The organism is Nocardiopsis alba (assembly GCF_000710955.1).
GTDB lineage: Bacteria > Actinomycetota > Actinomycetes > Streptosporangiales > Streptosporangiaceae > Nocardiopsis > Nocardiopsis alba.
In genome coordinates, this window is sequence record NZ_BAZE01000018.1 from 61,019 (window position 1) to 78,775 (window position 17,757).

20 protein-coding genes are annotated in these 17,757 nt (G+C 68.1%); 7 read left to right on the forward strand and 13 right to left on the reverse strand.

Annotation, left to right across the window (positions count from 1 at the left end):
- Positions 1-48: 48 nt before the first annotated feature.
- Positions 49-903: an ATP phosphoribosyltransferase gene (gene hisG, locus TR33_RS24895; RefSeq protein WP_017532998.1), complete on the forward strand. Its 855-nt coding sequence runs from the start codon at positions 49-51 to the stop codon at positions 901-903.
- A gap of 52 nt (positions 904-955) precedes the next feature.
- Here the strand turns inward: hisG and TR33_RS24900 are convergent, their stop codons facing one another.
- Complete coding sequence (locus TR33_RS24900; RefSeq protein WP_042285851.1) at positions 956-2,425, reverse strand: cellulase family glycosylhydrolase; 1,470 nt, start codon at positions 2,423-2,425, stop codon at positions 956-958.
- 54 nt (positions 2,426-2,479) lie between these two features.
- Here TR33_RS24900 and TR33_RS24905 point away from each other — a divergent pair, with 54 nt between their 5' ends.
- The gene (locus tag TR33_RS24905; RefSeq protein ID WP_042285854.1) at positions 2,480-3,019 is read left to right on the forward strand and encodes a hypothetical protein; all 540 of its coding nucleotides are present in this window, start codon (positions 2,480-2,482) and stop codon (positions 3,017-3,019) included.
- A gap of 41 nt (positions 3,020-3,060) precedes the next feature.
- Here the strand turns inward: TR33_RS24905 and TR33_RS27025 are convergent, their stop codons facing one another.
- Positions 3,061-3,225 carry a hypothetical protein gene (locus tag TR33_RS27025; RefSeq protein WP_199806193.1) on the reverse strand — a complete coding sequence of 55 codons (165 nt, stop codon included), beginning with the start codon at positions 3,223-3,225 and terminating at the stop codon, positions 3,061-3,063.
- Between the two features lie 122 nt (positions 3,226-3,347).
- Here TR33_RS27025 and TR33_RS24910 point away from each other — a divergent pair, with 122 nt between their 5' ends.
- Positions 3,348-4,061 (forward strand): spermine/spermidine synthase domain-containing protein, encoded by a 714-nt coding sequence (locus tag TR33_RS24910; RefSeq protein ID WP_036567591.1) that lies wholly within the window; start codon positions 3,348-3,350, stop codon positions 4,059-4,061.
- Positions 4,062-4,125: 64 nt separating this feature from the next.
- Here the strand turns inward: TR33_RS24910 and TR33_RS24915 are convergent, their stop codons facing one another.
- From TR33_RS24915 to trxA, 7 genes are all read right to left on the reverse strand, one after another.
- A complete protein-coding gene (locus tag TR33_RS24915; protein WP_017533003.1) occupies positions 4,126-4,344 on the reverse strand; it encodes an EF-hand domain-containing protein in 219 nt (72 codons plus the stop codon).
- 130 nt (positions 4,345-4,474) lie between these two features.
- Positions 4,475-5,380 (reverse strand): phosphate ABC transporter permease PstA, encoded by a 906-nt coding sequence (gene pstA / locus TR33_RS24920; protein ID WP_017533004.1) that lies wholly within the window; start codon positions 5,378-5,380, stop codon positions 4,475-4,477.
- Positions 5,377-6,381: a phosphate ABC transporter permease subunit PstC gene (gene pstC, locus TR33_RS24925; protein ID WP_017533005.1), complete on the reverse strand. Its 1,005-nt coding sequence runs from the start codon at positions 6,379-6,381 to the stop codon at positions 5,377-5,379. The genes pstA and pstC overlap by 4 nt, the downstream gene beginning before the upstream one ends.
- A 121-nt stretch (positions 6,382-6,502) precedes the next feature.
- Positions 6,503-7,600 carry a phosphate ABC transporter substrate-binding protein PstS gene (gene pstS, locus TR33_RS24930; RefSeq protein WP_017533006.1) on the reverse strand — a complete coding sequence of 366 codons (1,098 nt, stop codon included), beginning with the start codon at positions 7,598-7,600 and terminating at the stop codon, positions 6,503-6,505.
- 404 nt (positions 7,601-8,004) lie between these two features.
- Complete coding sequence (locus tag TR33_RS24935) at positions 8,005-8,787, reverse strand: response regulator transcription factor (RefSeq protein WP_014908144.1); 783 nt, start codon at positions 8,785-8,787, stop codon at positions 8,005-8,007.
- Positions 8,788-8,836: 49 nt separating this feature from the next.
- Positions 8,837-9,709: a phosphate ABC transporter ATP-binding protein PstB gene (gene pstB / locus TR33_RS24940; RefSeq protein WP_014912682.1), complete on the reverse strand. Its 873-nt coding sequence runs from the start codon at positions 9,707-9,709 to the stop codon at positions 8,837-8,839.
- A 411-nt stretch (positions 9,710-10,120) separates the two neighbouring features.
- Positions 10,121-10,492, reverse strand: coding sequence for a thioredoxin (gene trxA / locus TR33_RS24945; RefSeq protein ID WP_014912214.1), 372 nt, complete (start codon positions 10,490-10,492; stop codon positions 10,121-10,123).
- A gap of 297 nt (positions 10,493-10,789) precedes the next feature.
- On the opposite strand from trxA, the gene TR33_RS24950 reads away from it, so the two are divergent.
- Entirely contained in the window at positions 10,790-11,146 is a 357-nt protein-coding gene (locus TR33_RS24950; RefSeq protein WP_017533007.1) for a DUF202 domain-containing protein, read from the forward strand.
- The gene (locus TR33_RS24955) at positions 11,143-11,508 is read left to right on the forward strand and encodes a DUF202 domain-containing protein (RefSeq protein ID WP_042285857.1); all 366 of its coding nucleotides are present in this window, start codon (positions 11,143-11,145) and stop codon (positions 11,506-11,508) included. The genes TR33_RS24950 and TR33_RS24955 overlap by 4 nt, the downstream gene beginning before the upstream one ends.
- 269 nt (positions 11,509-11,777) lie before the next feature.
- Here TR33_RS24955 and TR33_RS24960 read toward each other — a convergent pair whose 3' ends face one another.
- The 3 genes from TR33_RS24960 to TR33_RS24970 all read right to left on the reverse strand — a co-directional run bounded on the left by TR33_RS24960 (position 11,778) and on the right by TR33_RS24970 (position 14,510).
- The gene (locus tag TR33_RS24960; RefSeq protein ID WP_014908572.1) at positions 11,778-12,761 is read right to left on the reverse strand and encodes an NAD-dependent epimerase/dehydratase family protein; all 984 of its coding nucleotides are present in this window, start codon (positions 12,759-12,761) and stop codon (positions 11,778-11,780) included.
- A 101-nt stretch (positions 12,762-12,862) separates the two neighbouring features.
- Complete coding sequence (locus TR33_RS24965; protein WP_014912052.1) at positions 12,863-13,576, reverse strand: PIG-L deacetylase family protein; 714 nt, start codon at positions 13,574-13,576, stop codon at positions 12,863-12,865.
- A 115-nt stretch (positions 13,577-13,691) separates the two neighbouring features.
- Positions 13,692-14,510 carry a WbqC family protein gene (locus TR33_RS24970; RefSeq protein WP_042285860.1) on the reverse strand — a complete coding sequence of 273 codons (819 nt, stop codon included), beginning with the start codon at positions 14,508-14,510 and terminating at the stop codon, positions 13,692-13,694.
- A gap of 271 nt (positions 14,511-14,781) precedes the next feature.
- Here TR33_RS24970 and TR33_RS24975 point away from each other — a divergent pair, with 271 nt between their 5' ends.
- A complete protein-coding gene (locus tag TR33_RS24975) occupies positions 14,782-16,323 on the forward strand; it encodes a glycosyltransferase family 2 protein (RefSeq protein ID WP_042285862.1) in 1,542 nt (513 codons plus the stop codon).
- Positions 16,324-16,484: 161 nt separating this feature from the next.
- Positions 16,485-16,880, forward strand: coding sequence for a DUF3817 domain-containing protein (locus TR33_RS24980; RefSeq protein WP_014913372.1), 396 nt, complete (start codon positions 16,485-16,487; stop codon positions 16,878-16,880).
- Here TR33_RS24980 and TR33_RS24985 read toward each other — a convergent pair.
- Positions 16,856-17,656, reverse strand: a complete 801-nt coding sequence (locus TR33_RS24985) for an SURF1 family protein (protein WP_042285863.1) — start codon at positions 17,654-17,656, stop codon at positions 16,856-16,858. The two genes, TR33_RS24980 and TR33_RS24985, sit on opposite strands and share 25 nt — an antisense overlap.
- Positions 17,657-17,757 lie beyond the last annotated feature (101 nt).

The window sequence follows — 17,757 nt, forward strand, 5'->3', positions numbered from 1 at the left end:
GCCACAGACGTCCCCGTACACGCGAGAGCCACAGAAGGAACCCAGAACATGCCCGACATGCTCCGTATCGCCGTGCCCAACAAGGGGCAACTGTCCGAACCCGCCGTCCAGATGCTCACCGAGGCCGGGTACCGGCAGCGCAAGAGCAGCCGCGACCTGGTGCTGGTCGACCCGGACAACAACACCGAGTTCTTCTTCCTGCGCCCCAAGGACATCGCCGTCTACGTCGGTGAGGGCATCCTCCAGGCGGGGATCACCGGCCGCGACATGCTGCTGGACTCCGGCGCCCCCGTCGACGAGGTCCTGGCCCTCGGCTTCGGCGGCTCCACCTTCCGCTTCGCGGCCCCCGGCGGCGGCTCGATGAGCGTCGCCGACCTCGACGGCAAGCGCATCGCCACCTCCTTCGACGGTCTGCTCCGCTCCTACCTCGACGCCCAGGGCGTGGACGCGCGCGTCATCCACCTCGACGGCGCCGTGGAGAGCTCGGTGCAGCTGGGGGTGGCCGACGCGGTCGCCGACGTGGTCTCCACCGGGACCACGTTGCGCAACGCCGGAATGGAGACCTTCGGCGACCCCATCCTCGTCTCCGAGGCCGTCGTCATCCGGCCCACCGACGCCCCGGACGACCCGCAGATCGACCAGTTGCTGCGGCGGCTGCGCGGCGTCCTGGTGGCGCGCGACTACGTGATGATGGACTACGACGTGCACGCCGAGAACCTGGAGGCGGCGGTCGCGCTCACCCCGGGCATGGAGGGGCCGACGGTCTCCCCGCTGCACCGTGAGGGCTGGGTCGCGGTCCGTTCGATGGTGCCCCGCAAGGAGGCCCAGCGGATCATGGACGACCTGTGGGGTCTGGGCGCCCGCGCGATCCTGGTCACCGACATCTACGCCTGCCGGCTCTGATCCGGTCCGTCGGGCCCGGCAGCTCCTTGGGGGCCGCCGGGCCCGAGGTGTCTCACTCGGGGGTGACGGTGAGGACGGTCTCGTCTCCGTCGGCGGCTCCGGTGACGGTCACGCGCAGGACCCGCATCCCCTCGTCCCACTCGGCGTCCCAGGAGCCGTTCCCGCCGAGAACCACGGTCGGCTCGTGGCCCTCTCCGAAGACGTCCGAGGGCAGGTACATCTCGGTGGCCCCCGACACCCCGTCCCGTTCCGTGTAGCGCACGGTCAGCTCGCCGGCCTCGGTGTCGTATCCCCAATCGAGGGGTTCACCTGCCACGGCGCGCGGGTAGGCGCGGTTCATCACGTGGGCGAGCGGACCGGGGGCGAGCCCGCCGTCGTCGGCCTCCTCCCACGGTCCCCAACCGTCCAGGTCGTTGGACCAGTAGGTGCGGCCCGCCGCCATCGTCTCGGTCTCCTCCAACATCCGTTCCACGAACTCCGGGGCCCCGGCACCGGACATGTCCAGCCCGAACTCGCCGAGCACGATCGGGGCCTCCAGCCGTTCGCCGACCAGACGGACGTGCTCGGACCACGCCTCGACGCTCGCGTCGATCCCGCCCTTGGAGTCGCCTTCATAGGGCTGTCCCAGGTCCATGGGCAGGGCGTACATGTGCGGGGCGTAGACGACGCGCGGCTCCCCCTCGCGCGGATCCTCCAGGTGGGGGAGGGCGGAGGGCAGACCCCAGTTGACCCCCACGGCCTGTCCCTCGACGAAGATCCACGTGTCCTGGTCGACCTCGCGGATCCGCTCCATGCTGCGCCGGTAGAGCTCGGCGAGGGGACCGGCCTCGAAGTCGGTGCCCTGGAGGCTTCCGCCGAAGGGCTCGTTCATCAGGTCGTAGCCGATCACGGCCGGTTCGTCGGCGAACCGGCCGGCGACGTGTCGCCAGGCGTCCGCGTAGGCGTCCATGAGGTCGGTGTCTCCGCCGGCGGTGCCCCAGAAGTGGTCGAAGGCGCGCATCACGCCGGGTTCGAGGTAGACCAGTTCCCACTGTTCCCGAGGCCGTACCGGCAGGCCGTCGGTCCTGGTGGCCCACTCGGGGGCCCCGTTGCCGGAGTGCTGCTCGGTGTTGGTGAAGCGGCCGTAGAGATCCTGGTGCATGTCGAGGAGGACGTGGTAGCCGCGTTCGGCGTACCAGTCGACCCGTTCGGCGACCTCGTCGAGGTAGTCCTCGTCGTAGGCCTCCTCCTCGGGTTCCAGGGCCTGCCACTGGATCAGGAAGCGGACGAAGTTGGTCCCCATGGCGTCGTACTCGGTCTGGACGTCCTCCTCGGTGATCCAGGGGAGACGGTCCGGATCGTCCTTGGCGGAGCCGGAGGTGTTGAGACCGTGGAGGAAGAGGGCACGCCCCTGGTCGTCGGTGAGGTATCGGACGGGCGCGTCGGTGTCGTGCCGGGTGAGGGCCGCGACACCGCTCCCGAGAAGGAGGACGAGGACGATGAGGGCGGCGGGGACGAGCCCGCGCTTTCCGGGGGGCTGCATCTGGCTCCTGTGGACCGGACTCGGGGGTGTGAAGATGAGACCTGGATCACTAGAATGCAGAAGGTGAATAATATTCGCAATCCCCTGCCCCCCATCGCCGGACTGTCCGCCCTCCTCCCCTGCCTCCTCTTCGGGAACGTCGCCTTCGTGACCTGGCTGGGCGCGCGTGCGGCCTGGCTGCTCCTGCCCACTTCGCTGGGCGTGCCCTTCGCCTTCCCCCGACTGTGGTTCGTCGCCTTCGTCGGTCAGCCCGGCTGGAACCTCACGGTCGAACTCCTGGCCGTGGCCGTCCTGGCGGTGGTCGCCGCCTGGTGGGTGCGCAGGGCGGGTCTGCTGAGGCCCGCCGCCAATACGTGGAGGGTCTTCCTCTCCTCCTGGGCCGGGGTGGTCCTCGGCCTCGCCGCGGCCAACGCCCTGCGGTCCGGGGCGGCGGTCCTGGCGTTGGGTTCGGGACCCCTGTTGTTCCTGTCCTACGTTCTGCTCGGGGCCGTGACCGGGGCCCTGTGGGCGATCGCGCTCGGCTGGCCGTGCGCCCTCCCCGTCGCGCTGGCCCACCGGTTCCGCCGCTCCCCGGCGACGCCCGTCCCGGCCTGAGCCCTCCCCTTGCGGGAGAGGCCCGGGCCGGGAGGCGACGCTCACTCCGAGCGGTGCGTCCGCAGCACCCGGATCAGACTGGTCAGGCTGTCCCCACCGTGTCCTTCGGCGATACCGCGCCCGAGGCCGAAGGCTTCCCGGTAGAAGGCCGGTGACCCCTCAGGGGCCGAGTACGACGGGAAACCGTTGTGAATCGTGAGGTCCATGGCCCGGACCTGCCCGGTCGCTCCTCTCGACCCCCGACCGGCCGGCACGCGTCGCGCCGTGCCGGTCGCCGAACGCCCGGTACCGGACACACACCGTACGGGCCATGGGCACAATGGGGGCCATGAACCAGCGAACGCGGGGCCTCGCGCCCGAGGAGGAGACGGTCACCCTGGCCCGGGTGACCGGTGAGACCGGTGGTGACCTGGTACTACGCCGGGTGGGTGCCCACTACGAGATCTACTCCAACGGCGTCTTCCTCATGGACACCCGGGACGGGACCTCGGAACGGGAGATGGTCCGGGCGAGCCTGGCCGCCCTGCCGAAGGGCCGCTCGCACGCCCGTGTACTGATCGGTGGTCTGGGCGTGGGCTTCTCCGCCCGTGAGGCGCTGGACCATCCGAGGGTCTCGCGGGTGGACGTCGTCGAACTGGAACCGCAGGTGATCGCCTGGCACGACGACGAGCTGGGAGAGGCGGCCGACCACGTCCATCGGGATCCGCGTTGTCGTGTGTACAACGCCGACATCGTCGCCTGGCTGGCCGAGGCCGCGTCCGCCGCGGAACCCGTCCTCTACGACGTCATCTGCCTCGATACCGACAACGGCCCCGACTGGACCGTGGTGGAGAACAACGACCGCCTGTACGAGGCGGCCGGGATCGAACGGCTCTCCCGCCTGATGGCGCCCGAGGGCGTGCTCGCCTTCTGGAGCGCCAACGCCGTCGACGCCTTCGAAGGGCTGCTGCGCGACCGCTTCACGTCGGTGGAGGTCGTGGAGGTGGTGGTCGCCCGGGGCGTGCCCGACGTCGTCTACCTCGCCTCGGGCCCCCGGAGCTAGGCGGAGACCGACCCGGTGGTGATCGCCGTCCGTGCGGTCACCACCCGGGGACGGTGGGGGCGTGTCAGTTCCGGCCGCTCGACATGTAGCGGGCGAACTCCTCCAGGGAGATCCGCTCGTCGCCGTCGGAGTCCATCGCCCGGACCACCTCGGCGGCCTGCTCGTCGGTGGTCTCGTCGCCCAGGTTGCGCATCAACCGGGACAGCTCCTGAGCGGAGATGAGGCCGTCGCCGTCCGCGTCCACGAGGGCGAAGGTGGCGGCGTACTCGGTGGTGTCGGGCATTCGGGGTCACTCTCCGTCTGGTGCGGGGGCGTCGGCTCGCGCAAGGCTACCGCCGTCGGGCCGCCCCTCGAAAGGTCCGGGGGCCGCGCTCCCGAAGGAACGCGACCCCCCGGATCGGATGGTCGTACGGTCAGCCGTTGGTGGAGGCCTTGGAGCCGATCCACCGGGCGACGATGGTGAACGCCAGGACCAGCAGGAACAGGCACAGGGCGGCGCCCCAGGCCCGGTCGATCCCCGCCTCGAACGGCTGGGCGGCGCCTCGGTAGAGCTGCATGGGCACGGCGCCCTGCGGAGAGCCCTGGAGGGAGGTGACGATCAGACCCGAACCGAAGGCGGTCAGCAGCAGCGGCGCGGTCTCACCGATGCCTCGGGCGATCGCCAACATCGAACCCGTGGTCAGACCGGGCGCCGCGGCCGGCAGTACCGTGTGCACGATCGTCTGCCACTTGCGGGCGCCGAGACCGTAGCTGGCGTTACGGATCTCGTGGGGGACCAGTCGCAGCATCTCCTCCGCCGACCGGGTCACGATGGGCAGCATCATCACCGCGATGGCCACCGCGCCCACGAACGTACCGAAGCCCATGCCGCCCCAGCCGATCACCAGCAGGCCGTACACGAACAGACCCACGAAGATCGACGGGATACCGGTCATCACGTCGGTGAAGAAGCGGATCGTCGAGGTCAGCCGGTTGGGCCCGTACTCGACGATGTACACGGCGGTGGCGATGCCGAACGGGATCGACATCAGGACGGCCAGCGCCATGATGTACAGGGTCCCGAAGAAACCGGCCGCGTAACCGCCGCCCTCGCGCCGGGGCGGGGGCTCGGTCTGGGTGATGAAGTCCAGGCTGAGCACGCCGATGCCGCGCCGGGTCACCTCGAAGATGATCAGCACGAGGGGGATCATCGCGAGGATCATCGCGCCGGTCAGGGCGACGGTGGCGGCGCGGTCCTTGAAACGTCGGTACGAGGCGCCCGGAGGGCGGGTGCTCAGCGGAACGTGCGGACGCGGGGGAGTCGTGGTCATGGTGCTCATACGGCGGCGTCTCCCGTCATGCGCCCCAGACGCCAGACGATGACGCGGGCGAGGATGTTGACGATCATCGTGACCAGGAACAGCGCGACTCCGATGGCCATCAACCCGGTGCGGGCCTCGGGGCCCGCCTCACCGAAGGTCGCGGCGATGTGCGAGGCCATGCTGCTGCCGGTGCCGAACAGGCTCGCGCCCCAGGACTGGGAACCGCCGATCAGCATGAGGACCGCGATGGTCTCGCCCAGCGCGCGTCCCAGGCCCAGCATGGCCGCGGCCACGATCCCGGAGAAGCTCGCGGGGAGGACCACCTTGCGCATGACCTCCCAGCGGGTCGACCCCAGGGCGTAGGCGGCCATGCGCTGGTCGATCGGGTGCACCGCGATGACCTCGCGGATGATCGCGGTCATGATCGGCAGGATCATGATGGCCAGCACGATGCCGGCGGACAGGTAGCCCACGCCCCGGATCGGGCCTTCGAAGAGGAAGAACCAGCCGAGGACGCTCTCCAGGACCTCGAAGAAGGGGCGCAGCACGTTCGGGAGGAACCAGTGCAGACCCCAGAGGCCGAAGATGACGCTGGGCACCGCGGCGAGCAGCTCCACCGTGTAGGAGAGGGGCTTGGCGAGCCGGCGCGGCGCCAGGTGGGTGATGTAGAAGGCGACCATGATCGCCAGGGGCAGCGCGATGACGATCGCGATGGTCGAGGTGACCAGGGTGCCGTAGATGAAGGGCCAGGCGCCGTAGGTGCCGGTGATCTCGGTACGGGAGTTCCCCGTGGTCCATTCCTGGCCGAAGAGGAACCCGAAGAAGCCCTCCTTGACGAAGACCGGCCAGGCCTCTGAGGTGGTGCGGATCACCATCAGGGCGAGAATGACCAGGACGATGGTTCCGCAGGCCGCGACGGCCCACTTGAAGATCGGGTCGGCCATCCTCCCCTTGCCGGAGTGGAGCGACCCTCGCCGGGGTTCCTCCGGGGCCGGGGCCTCGGGGGCCTCAGTGGACATGGTGCTTCTCCTCTTGATGGCTTTCGTGGGAGTCGGAGAGCGGTTCACCCCTGTGACCCCGGGGCGGAGGGAGGGGGTGGGGCCGGGAACCCGCGTTCCCGGCCCCTGAGGGGGGAGGGGTCTAGCCCTCGTCGCCGTTCTCGGAGTTGGTCTTCTCCAGTTCGGCGATGACGCGCTCGGTCAGCTCGTCGCCGAGCGGGGCGTAGCCCAGCTCACCGGCGAGGTCCTGAGCGGACTCGTCGGTCAGGGCCCAGGTCCAGAAGTCGATGATGGCGTCGGCCGACTCCTGGTCGTAGCCGCAGGTGTAGGTGAAGATCCAGTTGGTACCGGCGATCGGGTAGCCCTCGCCGCCGATGCCGTCGATCGCGAACTGGAAGTTGTCCGGAACATCGGCCTCCTCGGAGGCGGCGATGGTGGACTCCAGGGTCGGCTCGATCGGGGTGCCGTCGGCGTTCACGACCTTGGCGACGGACAGCCCCGCCTCCTGGGCGTAGGACTGGTTGACGTAGCCGATACCGCCGGGGTTCTGGCTGATGCCCTGGGCGACGCCGTCGTTCTGCTGGCCGCCGACCAGGCCGGAGGCCCAGTCGAGCTCCTTGCCCTCGCCGTACTCGTCGGCCCACGACTCGACCTCGGTGGCCAGGTAGTGCGTGAACACGGCCGTGGTGCCGGAGCTGTCGGAGCGGTGGACCGGGACGATCTCGTCGCTCGGCAGGTCCATGTCCGGGTTGAGCTCGGCGATCGCCGGGTCGTCGAAGCTGGTGATCTCGGTGGAGTAGATGCCGGCGATGGTCTCGGCGTCCAGCACCAGACCGTCGAGGTCCGGGTTGTTGAAGGCGATGACCACGGAGCCGAACACGACGGGGAACTGGACGGCCTCGCAACCGCGGGCCTCGGCCGCGGCCTCCAGGCTCTCCTCACCGAGGTACTCCTCGGAGGAACCGAAGTCGACCGTCTGCTCCAGGAACTGCTCGATCCCGGCGCCGGAACCGACACTCTGGTAGTTGATGTCCACGCCCGACTGGACGTCGGAGTTGTAGGTGTAGATCCAGTCCTGGAAGAGCGGGTCCGGGAAGCTGGCGCCGGCGCCGGTCAGCGACGCGCTGAGGTCGCCACCACCGTCACCCGTCGCGTCGGTCTCCCCGCCCCCGTTGCTGCACGCCGCCGCGAGCAGAGGGATGGCCGCCAGAACGGCGAGCTTGGAACGCCCGTTGCGCATGTCGTAGTTCTCCTCGTTGAATCACCGCTGTCGGGGCTGACGTGAAACGACAGTAAGCGCGTAGAAAGTCGTGGTGACATCGAAATAGAGGACGTTCGGTAGAAGAAGGGTGAATGCCGGGTGAATCAGTGTCACCATTCGATAACGGGTACGGTGTGTGGTGGCGACGGTGATTCTCGGTGATCGTCCCGATCGAAGCATCGATCCGCCCTGAGCTGCGGTGACGTCGGGGCTCTCGGTCTTGTCACGTGGGTGACCCGGAGATGTCGATGACACCTCGGATTTCTCTTCGGTTCACCTCTCCATGTGTCTTCGAAGAAAATGACCCGGACATGTGAGAAGGGCCTCCCCGGTGTTCACCGGGGGGCCTGTTCGAGAAATCCTTGGATGCTTTTTCGGTGCGGTCAGCCCTGTCCGGTGTCGAGCCGGTAGCCGATACCGCGCACCGTGTGGATGAACCTCGGGCGGGCCTCGGAGTCACCGAGCTTGTGCCGCAGCCGCCGGATGTGCACGGCGATCGTGTTGTTCACCGGAGGCAGCGGCTTGTGCCACACCTCGGTCCACAACTCCTCCCGGCTGACCACCCGTCCGCTGTGCCGGAGGAGGAAGTCCATGATCCCGAACTCCCGCAGCGCCAGGTTGACCGGCTGTCCGTCCACGAACAGGCGGTGTCCCAGGGCGTCCAGCTCCAGGTCGCCCGAGCGCAGCGCCGTCGGCCGGGGCGTCCCCACCTCGGGGAGCCCCTCCGAGCCGGGCAGCGAACCGCGCAACAGCGCCGCCAGCTCCGGGATCCGGTAGGGCCGGCTGACGCAGGCGGTCGCGCCCGCGGCCAACGCCCGGACCGCTCGCTGGGAGTCGCCCGGCCCCACCCCGATCAGTATCGGGATGTCGATGGCCCGGCGGGTGACCCGCACCAGCGTCTCCAGGTCGACCTCGGGCGGATCCGCACTGGTCAAGAGGGTGTCCGGACGCAGCATTCCGACCCGCAGCAGGGCCTCCGCGCCGTCCACGCACACGGTGATGTCCACATCGTGCCCGCTCAGCGAGAGCACCAGCCGGTGGGACTGCTCCGACTCCGGTTCCACCAACAGCACCCTGAGCGGACCCTCCATCCGCTCCACACGTCCTTCGTCGTCCGGCGCGCCCATAGGGGAGGGGACCGGGGAGGAAGAGGTGAGCGCGGTCATGAGCGGGGTCCACTTCGTCGAGGGGGCGGTCGGGTGGAACGCGGAGGGTCTACCCGAAGCGGCCCGAGATGTAGTCCTCGGTGCGCTGGTCGGCGGGCTTGCTGAAGATCTTGGCGGTCTCGTCGAACTCCACGAGGCTGCCGTAACGCTCGTTGTCGTCGTCCACGGAGGCGGTGAAGAACGCGGTCCGGTCCGAGACGCGGGCCGCCTGCTGCATGTTGTGGGTGACGATGACGATCGTGTACTCGGCCGCCAGCTCGTACATCAGGTCCTCGATCTTGAGCGTGGCGATCGGGTCCAGAGCCGAGCAGGGCTCGTCCATGAGGATGACCTCGGGGTTCACCGCGATGGTGCGGGCGATGCACAGGCGCTGCTGCTGGCCGCCGGAGAGGGCGAAGGCGCTCTCCTTCAGCTTGTCCTTGACCTCGTCCCACAGGGCGGCCTTGGTCAGGGTCTCCTCGACCAGGTCGTCCATGTTCCCGCGCATCCCGTTGATCCGGGGACCGTAGGCGATGTTGTCGTAGATGGACTTGGGGAACGGGTTGGGCTTCTGGAAGACCATGCCGATCCGGCGGCGCACCTCGATCGGGTCCACGTCGGGGGCGTACAGGTCCTCACCGTGGTAGGTCACCCTGCCCTCGACCCGGGCGCCGGGGATGAGGTCGTTCATCCGGTTCAGGGTGCGCAGGACCGTGCTCTTGCCACAGCCGGACGGGCCGATCATCGCGGTGATCTGGCGCGGTCCCACCTTCATGTTCACATCGCGCACGGCCTTGTTGGTCCCGTAGTGGATCGACAGGTCGACGATGTCGAAGACGGGGTCGCCCAGGCCGGGGACCTCACGGTTGTACCGGACGGTGTCGGGGGCGATCCCGCGGCCGGACTCGGTGCCGCGAGCGGACGCGGTGTTGCTGACAGACATGGGGCCACTTCCGGTTGGGACGGTGCTTGCGCGGTGGTGTCGTTCGGGGGGTGGAACCCGCGGAGCGCGGTCGAGTCCCATGGAAAAGGGTGTGCATGAAGCGAAGGTGAACGAACCTCGTGGCCAAGATGAACGTGGGCGGTGGAGTGGGAAGCATCCGGTGACGTCTCGGTGTCCTCCCACTCCGGAGAGCGTCCGAACGTCCTGCGGCGCACCGGATCGGACGGTGACCGGCGGGTCCGGGCGGGTCTCGCGAAGGGCGCGGTACGGCGGCGCGTGCGACCTCTTCGGCGGGGCGATGGTGATCGGGGCGCGGGGGACTCCCCCCGGAATGACATGCGCCCCGGTGGGCCCTCCGAGGGGGCCCGCCGGGGCGGGGTCGACGCGCCCCGTTCCCGGGGCGGCGCCTCGTTACTTCTGTCCTTCGCCCTGCTCGGCGATCTTCTGCTTGACCTCGTCCATGTCGAGCTCCTTGGCCTGGGTGATCAGGCTCTCCAGGGCCTCGGAGGGCAGCGCACCCGGCTCGTTGTAGATGACCGTCTGGTCACGGACGATCATCAGGGTCGGGATGGACTGGATCTTGAATTCGAAGGCGAGCTCGCGCTGGGCCTCGGTGTCGACCTTCGCGTGCACGATGTCGGTGTGCTTGTCCGAGGAGTTCTCGAACACCGGGGCGAACTGCCGGCAGGGCCCGCACCAGTCCGCCCAGAAGTCGATGAGAACGAAGCTGTTGTCCTTCAGCGTTTCGGCGAAGTTGTCCTTGGTGAGTTCGACGGTGGGCACGTGGTCTCCTGCTCTTCGTTCGTACTGTGGTGTCGACCGGTGGCCAACTGCCATCCTCCTGGGTGCTACAGCGGTCGTGCCCGCTCGTTTGTTCCGCATGCCCGATAAGACGACCGAATAGCCGGACGGCCAGGGTTTTTCCTACCCAACACGTGGTTCATATCTGTTTGGGAGGAAAGCCCTCGCGAGGTTAGTGTCGGCCGGAGCGACATGAGTTCATCGTCGTGACCGTGGACTTCGGTCGGGGGACCGGATCCACGCGAGACAGGGATCGAACACGAACCGTCCGGGGGAGCGATGGGCACGGAGGACGAGGGCGGCCCCGAGAAGGCCGGAACCGTCGACTACCGCTTCACCCTGGCCAATGAGCGCACCTTCCTGGCCTGGATCCGCACCGCCCTCGCCCTGTTGGCGGGGGCCGTCGCCGTCCTTCACCTGCTGCCGCTCGGATGGGCCGAGGGCCCGCGCACGGCGGTGGGACTGCTCCTGGCCCTTCTCGCCGGGGCGGTGACCGTCTACGCCCCGGTGCGCTGGTACAGGGTGCAGCGGATCATGAGCAGTGGCGGCACCCTCCGGATGAGCGGGCTGCCGCTCATCACCGCCTTCGCGGTGGGGCTGGTGTGCCTGCTCGTCCTGCTGGGCAACCTGCTGTGACCGAGGAGGGGCGGGACCCCGGCCTCCAACCGGAACGCACCCTGCTGTCCTGGCAGCGCACACTCATCCTGCTGGTCCTGGTGGGGTTGCTCTACCTGCGCGGCCCCCTGGTGCCCGGGGCCGCCGTCCTGCGCGAGGCCCCGGTCCCGCTCCGTGTGGGCGTCCTGGCCCTGGTCCTTCTGCTGGTCGCGCTCCTGGGGCTGCATCTGTGGCGGAGATGGCGACGGACCGACCATGGTCTGAGTGAGCCCGGAGGAACCGGACCGCCGGCGAGTGTGGCCCGCCCCTGGGCCATGGTCCTGTTGGGGATCGGCGTCCTCTCCCTCACCGTGGCCGTGACGATGACGGCGATCCTGCCCTGAGAACGGGCCGAACGGGGGCGCCGTCCTTCGCGGTCGTGGAGCCCGGTGCCATGCCCTGGAACGGGCGGAACGGGCCGGAGGAGAGAACGGTCGGTGCCGCCTCCCCACTCCCTACGACGGGTGTGGTCCTCGTCCGAGGCGATACGGGGGAACGGGCCCCGTGCTCGCCCGGTCTCGCGGTTCGACGCGCGACGACGGCCGGTCATGGGAGAAAGGGGTCGGGCGGCGGGGCGCCCGGTTCGTTCCCCTCCACGGCGGCCGGATGCTCCCTAGGCCGGCGTGGGCACGGCCTCGACGGAACGGCGGTACTCGATGATGGAGTCGATGATCGCGTTCAGGTCCCGGGTCGGCTCGTAGCCGATCAACCGTCGGGCCAGCGAGGTGTCGGGGTAGCGACGCTGCATGTCCTCGTACCCCTCCCCATAGGCCTCTTCGTAGTCCATGTAGGTGATCTCGCTTTCGGATCCGGTCAGCTCCACGACACGGTCGGCCAGCCCCTTGATCGAGATCTCCTCGTGCCCGCCCAGGTTGACCGCCTGGTGGTAGGCCTCCGGGGTCTCCAGGAGACGGGGCAGCGTGGGGACCACGTCGAACACCGAACCGAAGCAGCGGCGCTGGGTGCCGGTGCCGTACACGGTGATGGGCTCACCGGACACGGCCTGGTCGACGAACCGCGGGACGACCATGCCGTAACGGCCGGTCTGGCGGGGCCCGACCACGTTGAAGAAACGGGTGATGACGCAGGGCACGTCGGACTCGGTCCCGTGGACGTAGGCGACCAGCTCGTCCAGACCCTTCGCGGCGGCGTAGGACCACCGGCTCTTGAGCGGTGAACCGTAGATCCGATCGTCGTGCTCGGTGAGACCGTCGGCGTCGTTCTTGCCGTAGACCTCGCTGGTGGAGGCGACCATGTAGGGGACGCGGTGACGTACCGCGGCCTCGACGACGTTCTCGGTCCCGTGCAGGTTGGTCCTCAGTGAACGGAGCGGGTTGTCGACGATCGTGTGCACGCCCACCGCGGCGGCGAGGTGATAGACGGCGTCGGCCCCCTCGACGAGGGAGTCCACCAGATCTCGGTCCAGGATGTCCCCTTGGACGAAGCGCAGCGCCGGTGAACTCCGGATCCGGGACAGGTTGTCCAAGGAACCGGTCGATAGATCGTCGATGACGACGACCTCGTGCCCTTGGGCGATCAGATGGTCGCTCAGGTGCGAGCCGATGAAGCCGGCGCCGCCGGTGATGACAGCCTTCATGGTTTCCCCTCCACTACGGGCGATGTTGGTTGGTGCTCTTCACAAGGGATGAGAGTTCGGGTGACGGGTGGGGGAGCCCCGATGGGTGTCCCGGGGCGTGCTCATGCCAGGTGGCGCAGCACGTGATAGCCCTCGCCCAGACAGACCCCGGCCTGCATGCCCCGCAGGACGGAGAGACTGCGCAGGGTGAGTTCGGAGCGGGTGTGCGGGTGCGAGTGGGTCTGGGAGCCGTACAGCTCCATGCCGTGGAGCTTGGCCAGCAGGTCCTCCTCCTCCAGTTCGACGATGAGGTTGGGAGAGTCGGCGGGCTCGGCGCGCCACTGGTCGGCGGCCTCCTCGTAGGCCAGGACCAGGCGCGGGTGGTGTCGCAGGCGGGTGTCGGAGGGGCGCAGCGCGGTGTGCACCGCCTCGGCGGTGGCCTGGTGGTCCTGGTTGTAGCTGGTGCGATGCGGTACGAGCACCACGGTCGGTTCCAACCGCGCGATCGATATGGGGCTCTCCCGTTCGATCAACCGGGTCAGGTCCACCCGGGGGACCGAGTCGAGCCGCAGATGGTAGGCGTCCCCCGGCAGCGCCATGTGCCAGTCGTCCCAGAGGAAGTGTTCGGAGACCTTCTTGATCTCGGTGTGCCGTTCCATGGCCGTGGAGAAGCCCTTGGGCGACTCGTCGGCGGTGTCTCCGACCGTCATGAACTGCACGTAGACCTCGGCGCCCGCCCGTTTGGCCTTGCTCATGAGACCGCCACAGCCGAGGGTCTCGTCGTCGGGGTGGGGAGCGTAGATCAGGAGGCGTTCCTGAGACCAGTCCGTCGTCATGCTGGGTTTCCCGTTCTTAGCCGAATGATCAGGGCGATCGTGGTCACCCGGGCCGTCGTCGAACCGCACCGCGATCGTGGTCCGGGAGATCGGTGATCCATGTCACCGAACTTTGTCAGGTGCCGGTTCTCGCTTGTCGGAGGACATGCAGTGAGTTCGGTCCGGCGTTGAGCAGGAGATCGATCGCGGACAAGCGGGGAACGAACGTTTCGGTGGCCTTACGGGTGTGCTGTGGATATCGCGGATGGCGGAAGTCCTGCCATTCGACCTCCACCCCGTAACGCCGCAGAATCTCGGGGTCCAGGTAGCCCCTGGCCCCGTTTCCCGAGATCAACGTGTTCGCCCCGACCTTGGCGCAGATCTGGGCCAGCAACTCGCTCTTGGTCCCGGGGAAGTCCCCGAGCTCTCCAGCGCGCAGGATCGGCGTGTCGATGCCGAATCCGCGCAACAGCAGGCGTGTGGTCGCTATCGCCAGATCGGACAGGTCCTCCCACTCGCTCTCGTACAGATGGGCGATCTCCTCTTTGTGGTCGTTCCAGTACGGTGCCTTGCGGTAACAGTGTTCCGCGAGTGCTCTATAGTGCTTCTCTCTCCATTTTCGAGTGTTATCGATCTTTTTGTCCCGAATGAGCTCGGAGCGACTCTCCTGCACCACGGGCACGGTGAGCAACACCGGTTCCCCGGTTCCCGATATGTAGTTCCGGTTCTGCCAGCCCCGACGTTCGAACTGAACCGTGTCGAGCATGACGAAGTGGTCAGAGCGGTCTATCTTGTCGATAAGCCCCGACCAGGGCCAATAGTGGGGCTGGTGGATCGCTACGCGCGTACGTCTTTCGTTTTCGCAGGTGGCGTCGGTGTTTTCGCGATCGTTCCGGAGGTCGGGGTGGGCAGGATCGGGCGAGGATGAACGCGATTCGCCGATCATGCCGGTCATTCTCCTTCTTCGTTGGCTCACGATTGACGAGAATTTTCCTGATTCCATAGCGGAAGCGGATAAACCGGTGGTAGTAGTGCTCCTCCGGAGTCTCGCCACAAATTATCCTCTAATGGTTACCACTGATCGCATCACGATGTATACGATTTTCGTGGCCTACATAGGACGTGAGGTCGGGTGAACCTCGCGCCCGCGTGGGGCGTCAACCTAACGCCGACATCGCGGGTTAATGTCGGGCCGAAACCGATAACTTTCGGAGGGTCCTAGGGCTGTGCGTATCGCGCGTTTCATCGGTGGCCTGCTGACCGGGTTGACAGCCCTGGTCCTGGTCGTCGCACTCTTCGTCTTCTGGTTCGATTTCGCCACGGGGCTCGCCGCCGCCTCCGGTCTCGGAGCCCTCGGCTACGTTTTCCTGTGGATGGCCTTCGGGCTCAACCTGTTGCTGTGGACGATCCTCGGCCTACTCCGCCTGGCGGAGGACGGTGCCAGGTCCGTGTTCCGTCGCGGGCCCGAACGGCGCGGAAGCCGGACCGCGGTCCGCGGCCGCGAACACGAGAAGGTGCTCGTCGGGGCGGGCGGACCCGTCGAGATCGCCGGTTCCGACACCACGTCGGGCGACGAGGGCGGCGCCCTCGCCGCACCCGACTCCTCCGGCGGCCTCGCGCCCAGGGACCCCGATGACATCACCATCGCCGTCATCATCCCCGCGCACAACGAGGAACCGGTGATCGACACGGCCATCTCCTCGGCTCTGGGACTGTTCCCACGCTGGGACGTCTACGTCGTCTCCGACTCGTCCAAGGACGCCACCGCCGACATCGCCGCCAAGACCGGGGTGAACGTCCTCGAACTCCTCACCAATCGGGGCAAGGCCGGCGCCATCGAGGCGGTCATCGAGGAGTTCTCCCTGACCGATCACTACGACGGGGTCCTGATCCTGGACGCCGACACCGAACTCGACGCCGGCTACGTCGAGGGGGCCAAACGGCAGCTCGCCGACCCCTCGGTGGCCGCCGTCGCCGGCTTCGTGGTCTCGGAGTGGAAGCCGAGGGAACGCTCCCTCGTCGGGCGGATCATCTCGGCCTACCGGGACCGCCTGTACTTCATGCTCCAGTACTTCATGCGTTTCGGTCAGACCTGGAAACGCGCCAACGTCTCCTTCATCGTGCCGGGCTTCGCGAGCGTCTACCGCAGCAGCGCGTTGGAGAAGATCACCGTCAACCCGCCGGGGCTGGTGATCGAGGACTTCAACATGACCTTCGAGGTGCACCACAAACGCCTCGGCCGTGTCTCGATGAACCCGGACACCAAGGCCTACAGCCAGGACCCGTTCACCTTCCGCGACTACCGGAAACAGGTCGGCCGCTGGACGCTCGGCTTCTGGCAGACGATCCGCCGCCACCGCCTGTGGCCCGGCCTCTTCTGCCTCTGCCTGGTGCTCTACGTGATCGAGGTCGTCCTGGTCTCGCTGATGTTCCTGTTCACCGTCGCGCTGGCGGCCTTCGTGCTGCTCGGCACGTTCGCCGGGGACCTGCTGTCGGGGGTCCCGTTCTTCACCGACTCGTTCACCGCGGTGACGGCGCTCCTACCGCTGACCGCCCTGGTCATCGGTCTGCTGGTGCCGGACTACATCCTCACCTGCGTCATGACCATGGTCCGGCGTCGCCCGTCCTACCTCTTCTACGGGCTGTTCTTCTTCCCGATCCGGGTGGTGGACGCCTACCTGTCCCTGAGGATGATCCCGAAGGCCTGGACCGCCAGGTCCGACGGACGCTGGAGCAGTCCCGTGCGGGTCTCGGGCAAGGGTCGTTGACGACGGCGCTCCGGGGTGGGGCGAACACGGATGTGAGATTGTCCGGGTCGTGCCCACCCCGGCGTCGTGCGGTTCCGAACAGCGCTTAGCCTCGATGGAGGGGAACCCGACCCTCCTCGGGTGAAGTCGTCGAATGGGTGTGTGCAGTGGACAAGAGCCGTGTGTCGTTCACGTTGTACCGGGTGCTGGCGTACGTGACGGGTGTCTTCCTGCTGGGGTTGACCTTCCTGGCCATGCCCGCCAAGTACCTGGTCGGCGAGAACTCCATGTTCGCCTTGGCGCCCGCCCCGCGGGGGGCCGAGCACTGGTTCGGGCCCGAGTCCCCGCTCATGCTCTTCATCGCCATGCCGCACGGCTACATCTACATGCTGTACGTGCTGGTCGTGCTGTGGGTGGCGCTGGACCGGCGTTGGGGGGCCGGTCGCACTCTGGGCGTGGTGCTCGCGGGCACCATCCCGATCCTCGGCTTCGTGGTGGAGCACCGTGTGGTCAAGAGTGAGCGGGCCAAGGAGGCCGCCGCCCTCGCCGGCGCTCAGGAATCCGCGCCCACCGGCTGATCCGGTCGCGCTCCGTCGTCCTTCGAGGCCCCACCCGACTCCCGGGTGCGGGCCTCGCTCGGTTCACGGCGCATGAGGATGATCCAGAAGACCACTCCGGAGACCCCGAACATCGCCCACTGGATCGCGTAGCTGAGGCTGCGCCAGTTGATCTTGAACTCGGTGGGCGGCTCCGGCGGCGGCACCGGGATGAGGCCGTCCCCTCCGGCGGCCCCCTCGGGCAGCGTGAGGTAGGCCGCGTACAGCTGCTCGTCCCACGAGGAGGTGAGCACGGAGGGCGCGATCCGCTCGGCGGTCCCCTCCGGCGGGTCGCCCATGGGGATGTAGCCCTCCGAGGCGTCCTGCGGCGGCTGGAGCCATCCGGTGACGGTGACCTCTCCCTCCGGGGGCGCCGGAACGGCCTCGGGGTCCTCGACCCAGCCCCGGTTCACCGGCATCGCGGCGTTCTCGTCGGTGACCAGCGGGATCACCACGGCGTACCCTTCGACCCCGTCCAACAGCCACGGGACCAGCAGCTGCTCTTCGACGTGGAAGTCGCCGGTGATCTCGACCGCGGTGTTCGCGGTGAGCGCCGGGTGCAGGTAGGCGCCGGGCTCGCCCAGGTCGTCCACGGGGATCGCGTCGGCGAGCTCCTGGACGGGGTTGGTGATGACGTCCCGGTCGGGCTCGAAGGCACGAGTGCCCTGCCAGTAGGTACCGGCGGTGCACACGACGGCCACGAGCACGGCCGCCAGGTGGATGCCGAGCCAGCGTGGACTGAGGAGAGGTGAGCTCACCCGTCCAGGCTATGCGTGACCTTCGAGGAGGCGCCCATGACCCCTGGTTGACGATCGCCACAGTGGCTTGGCGGTTCATGCCCCGAGGAATGACGATCACT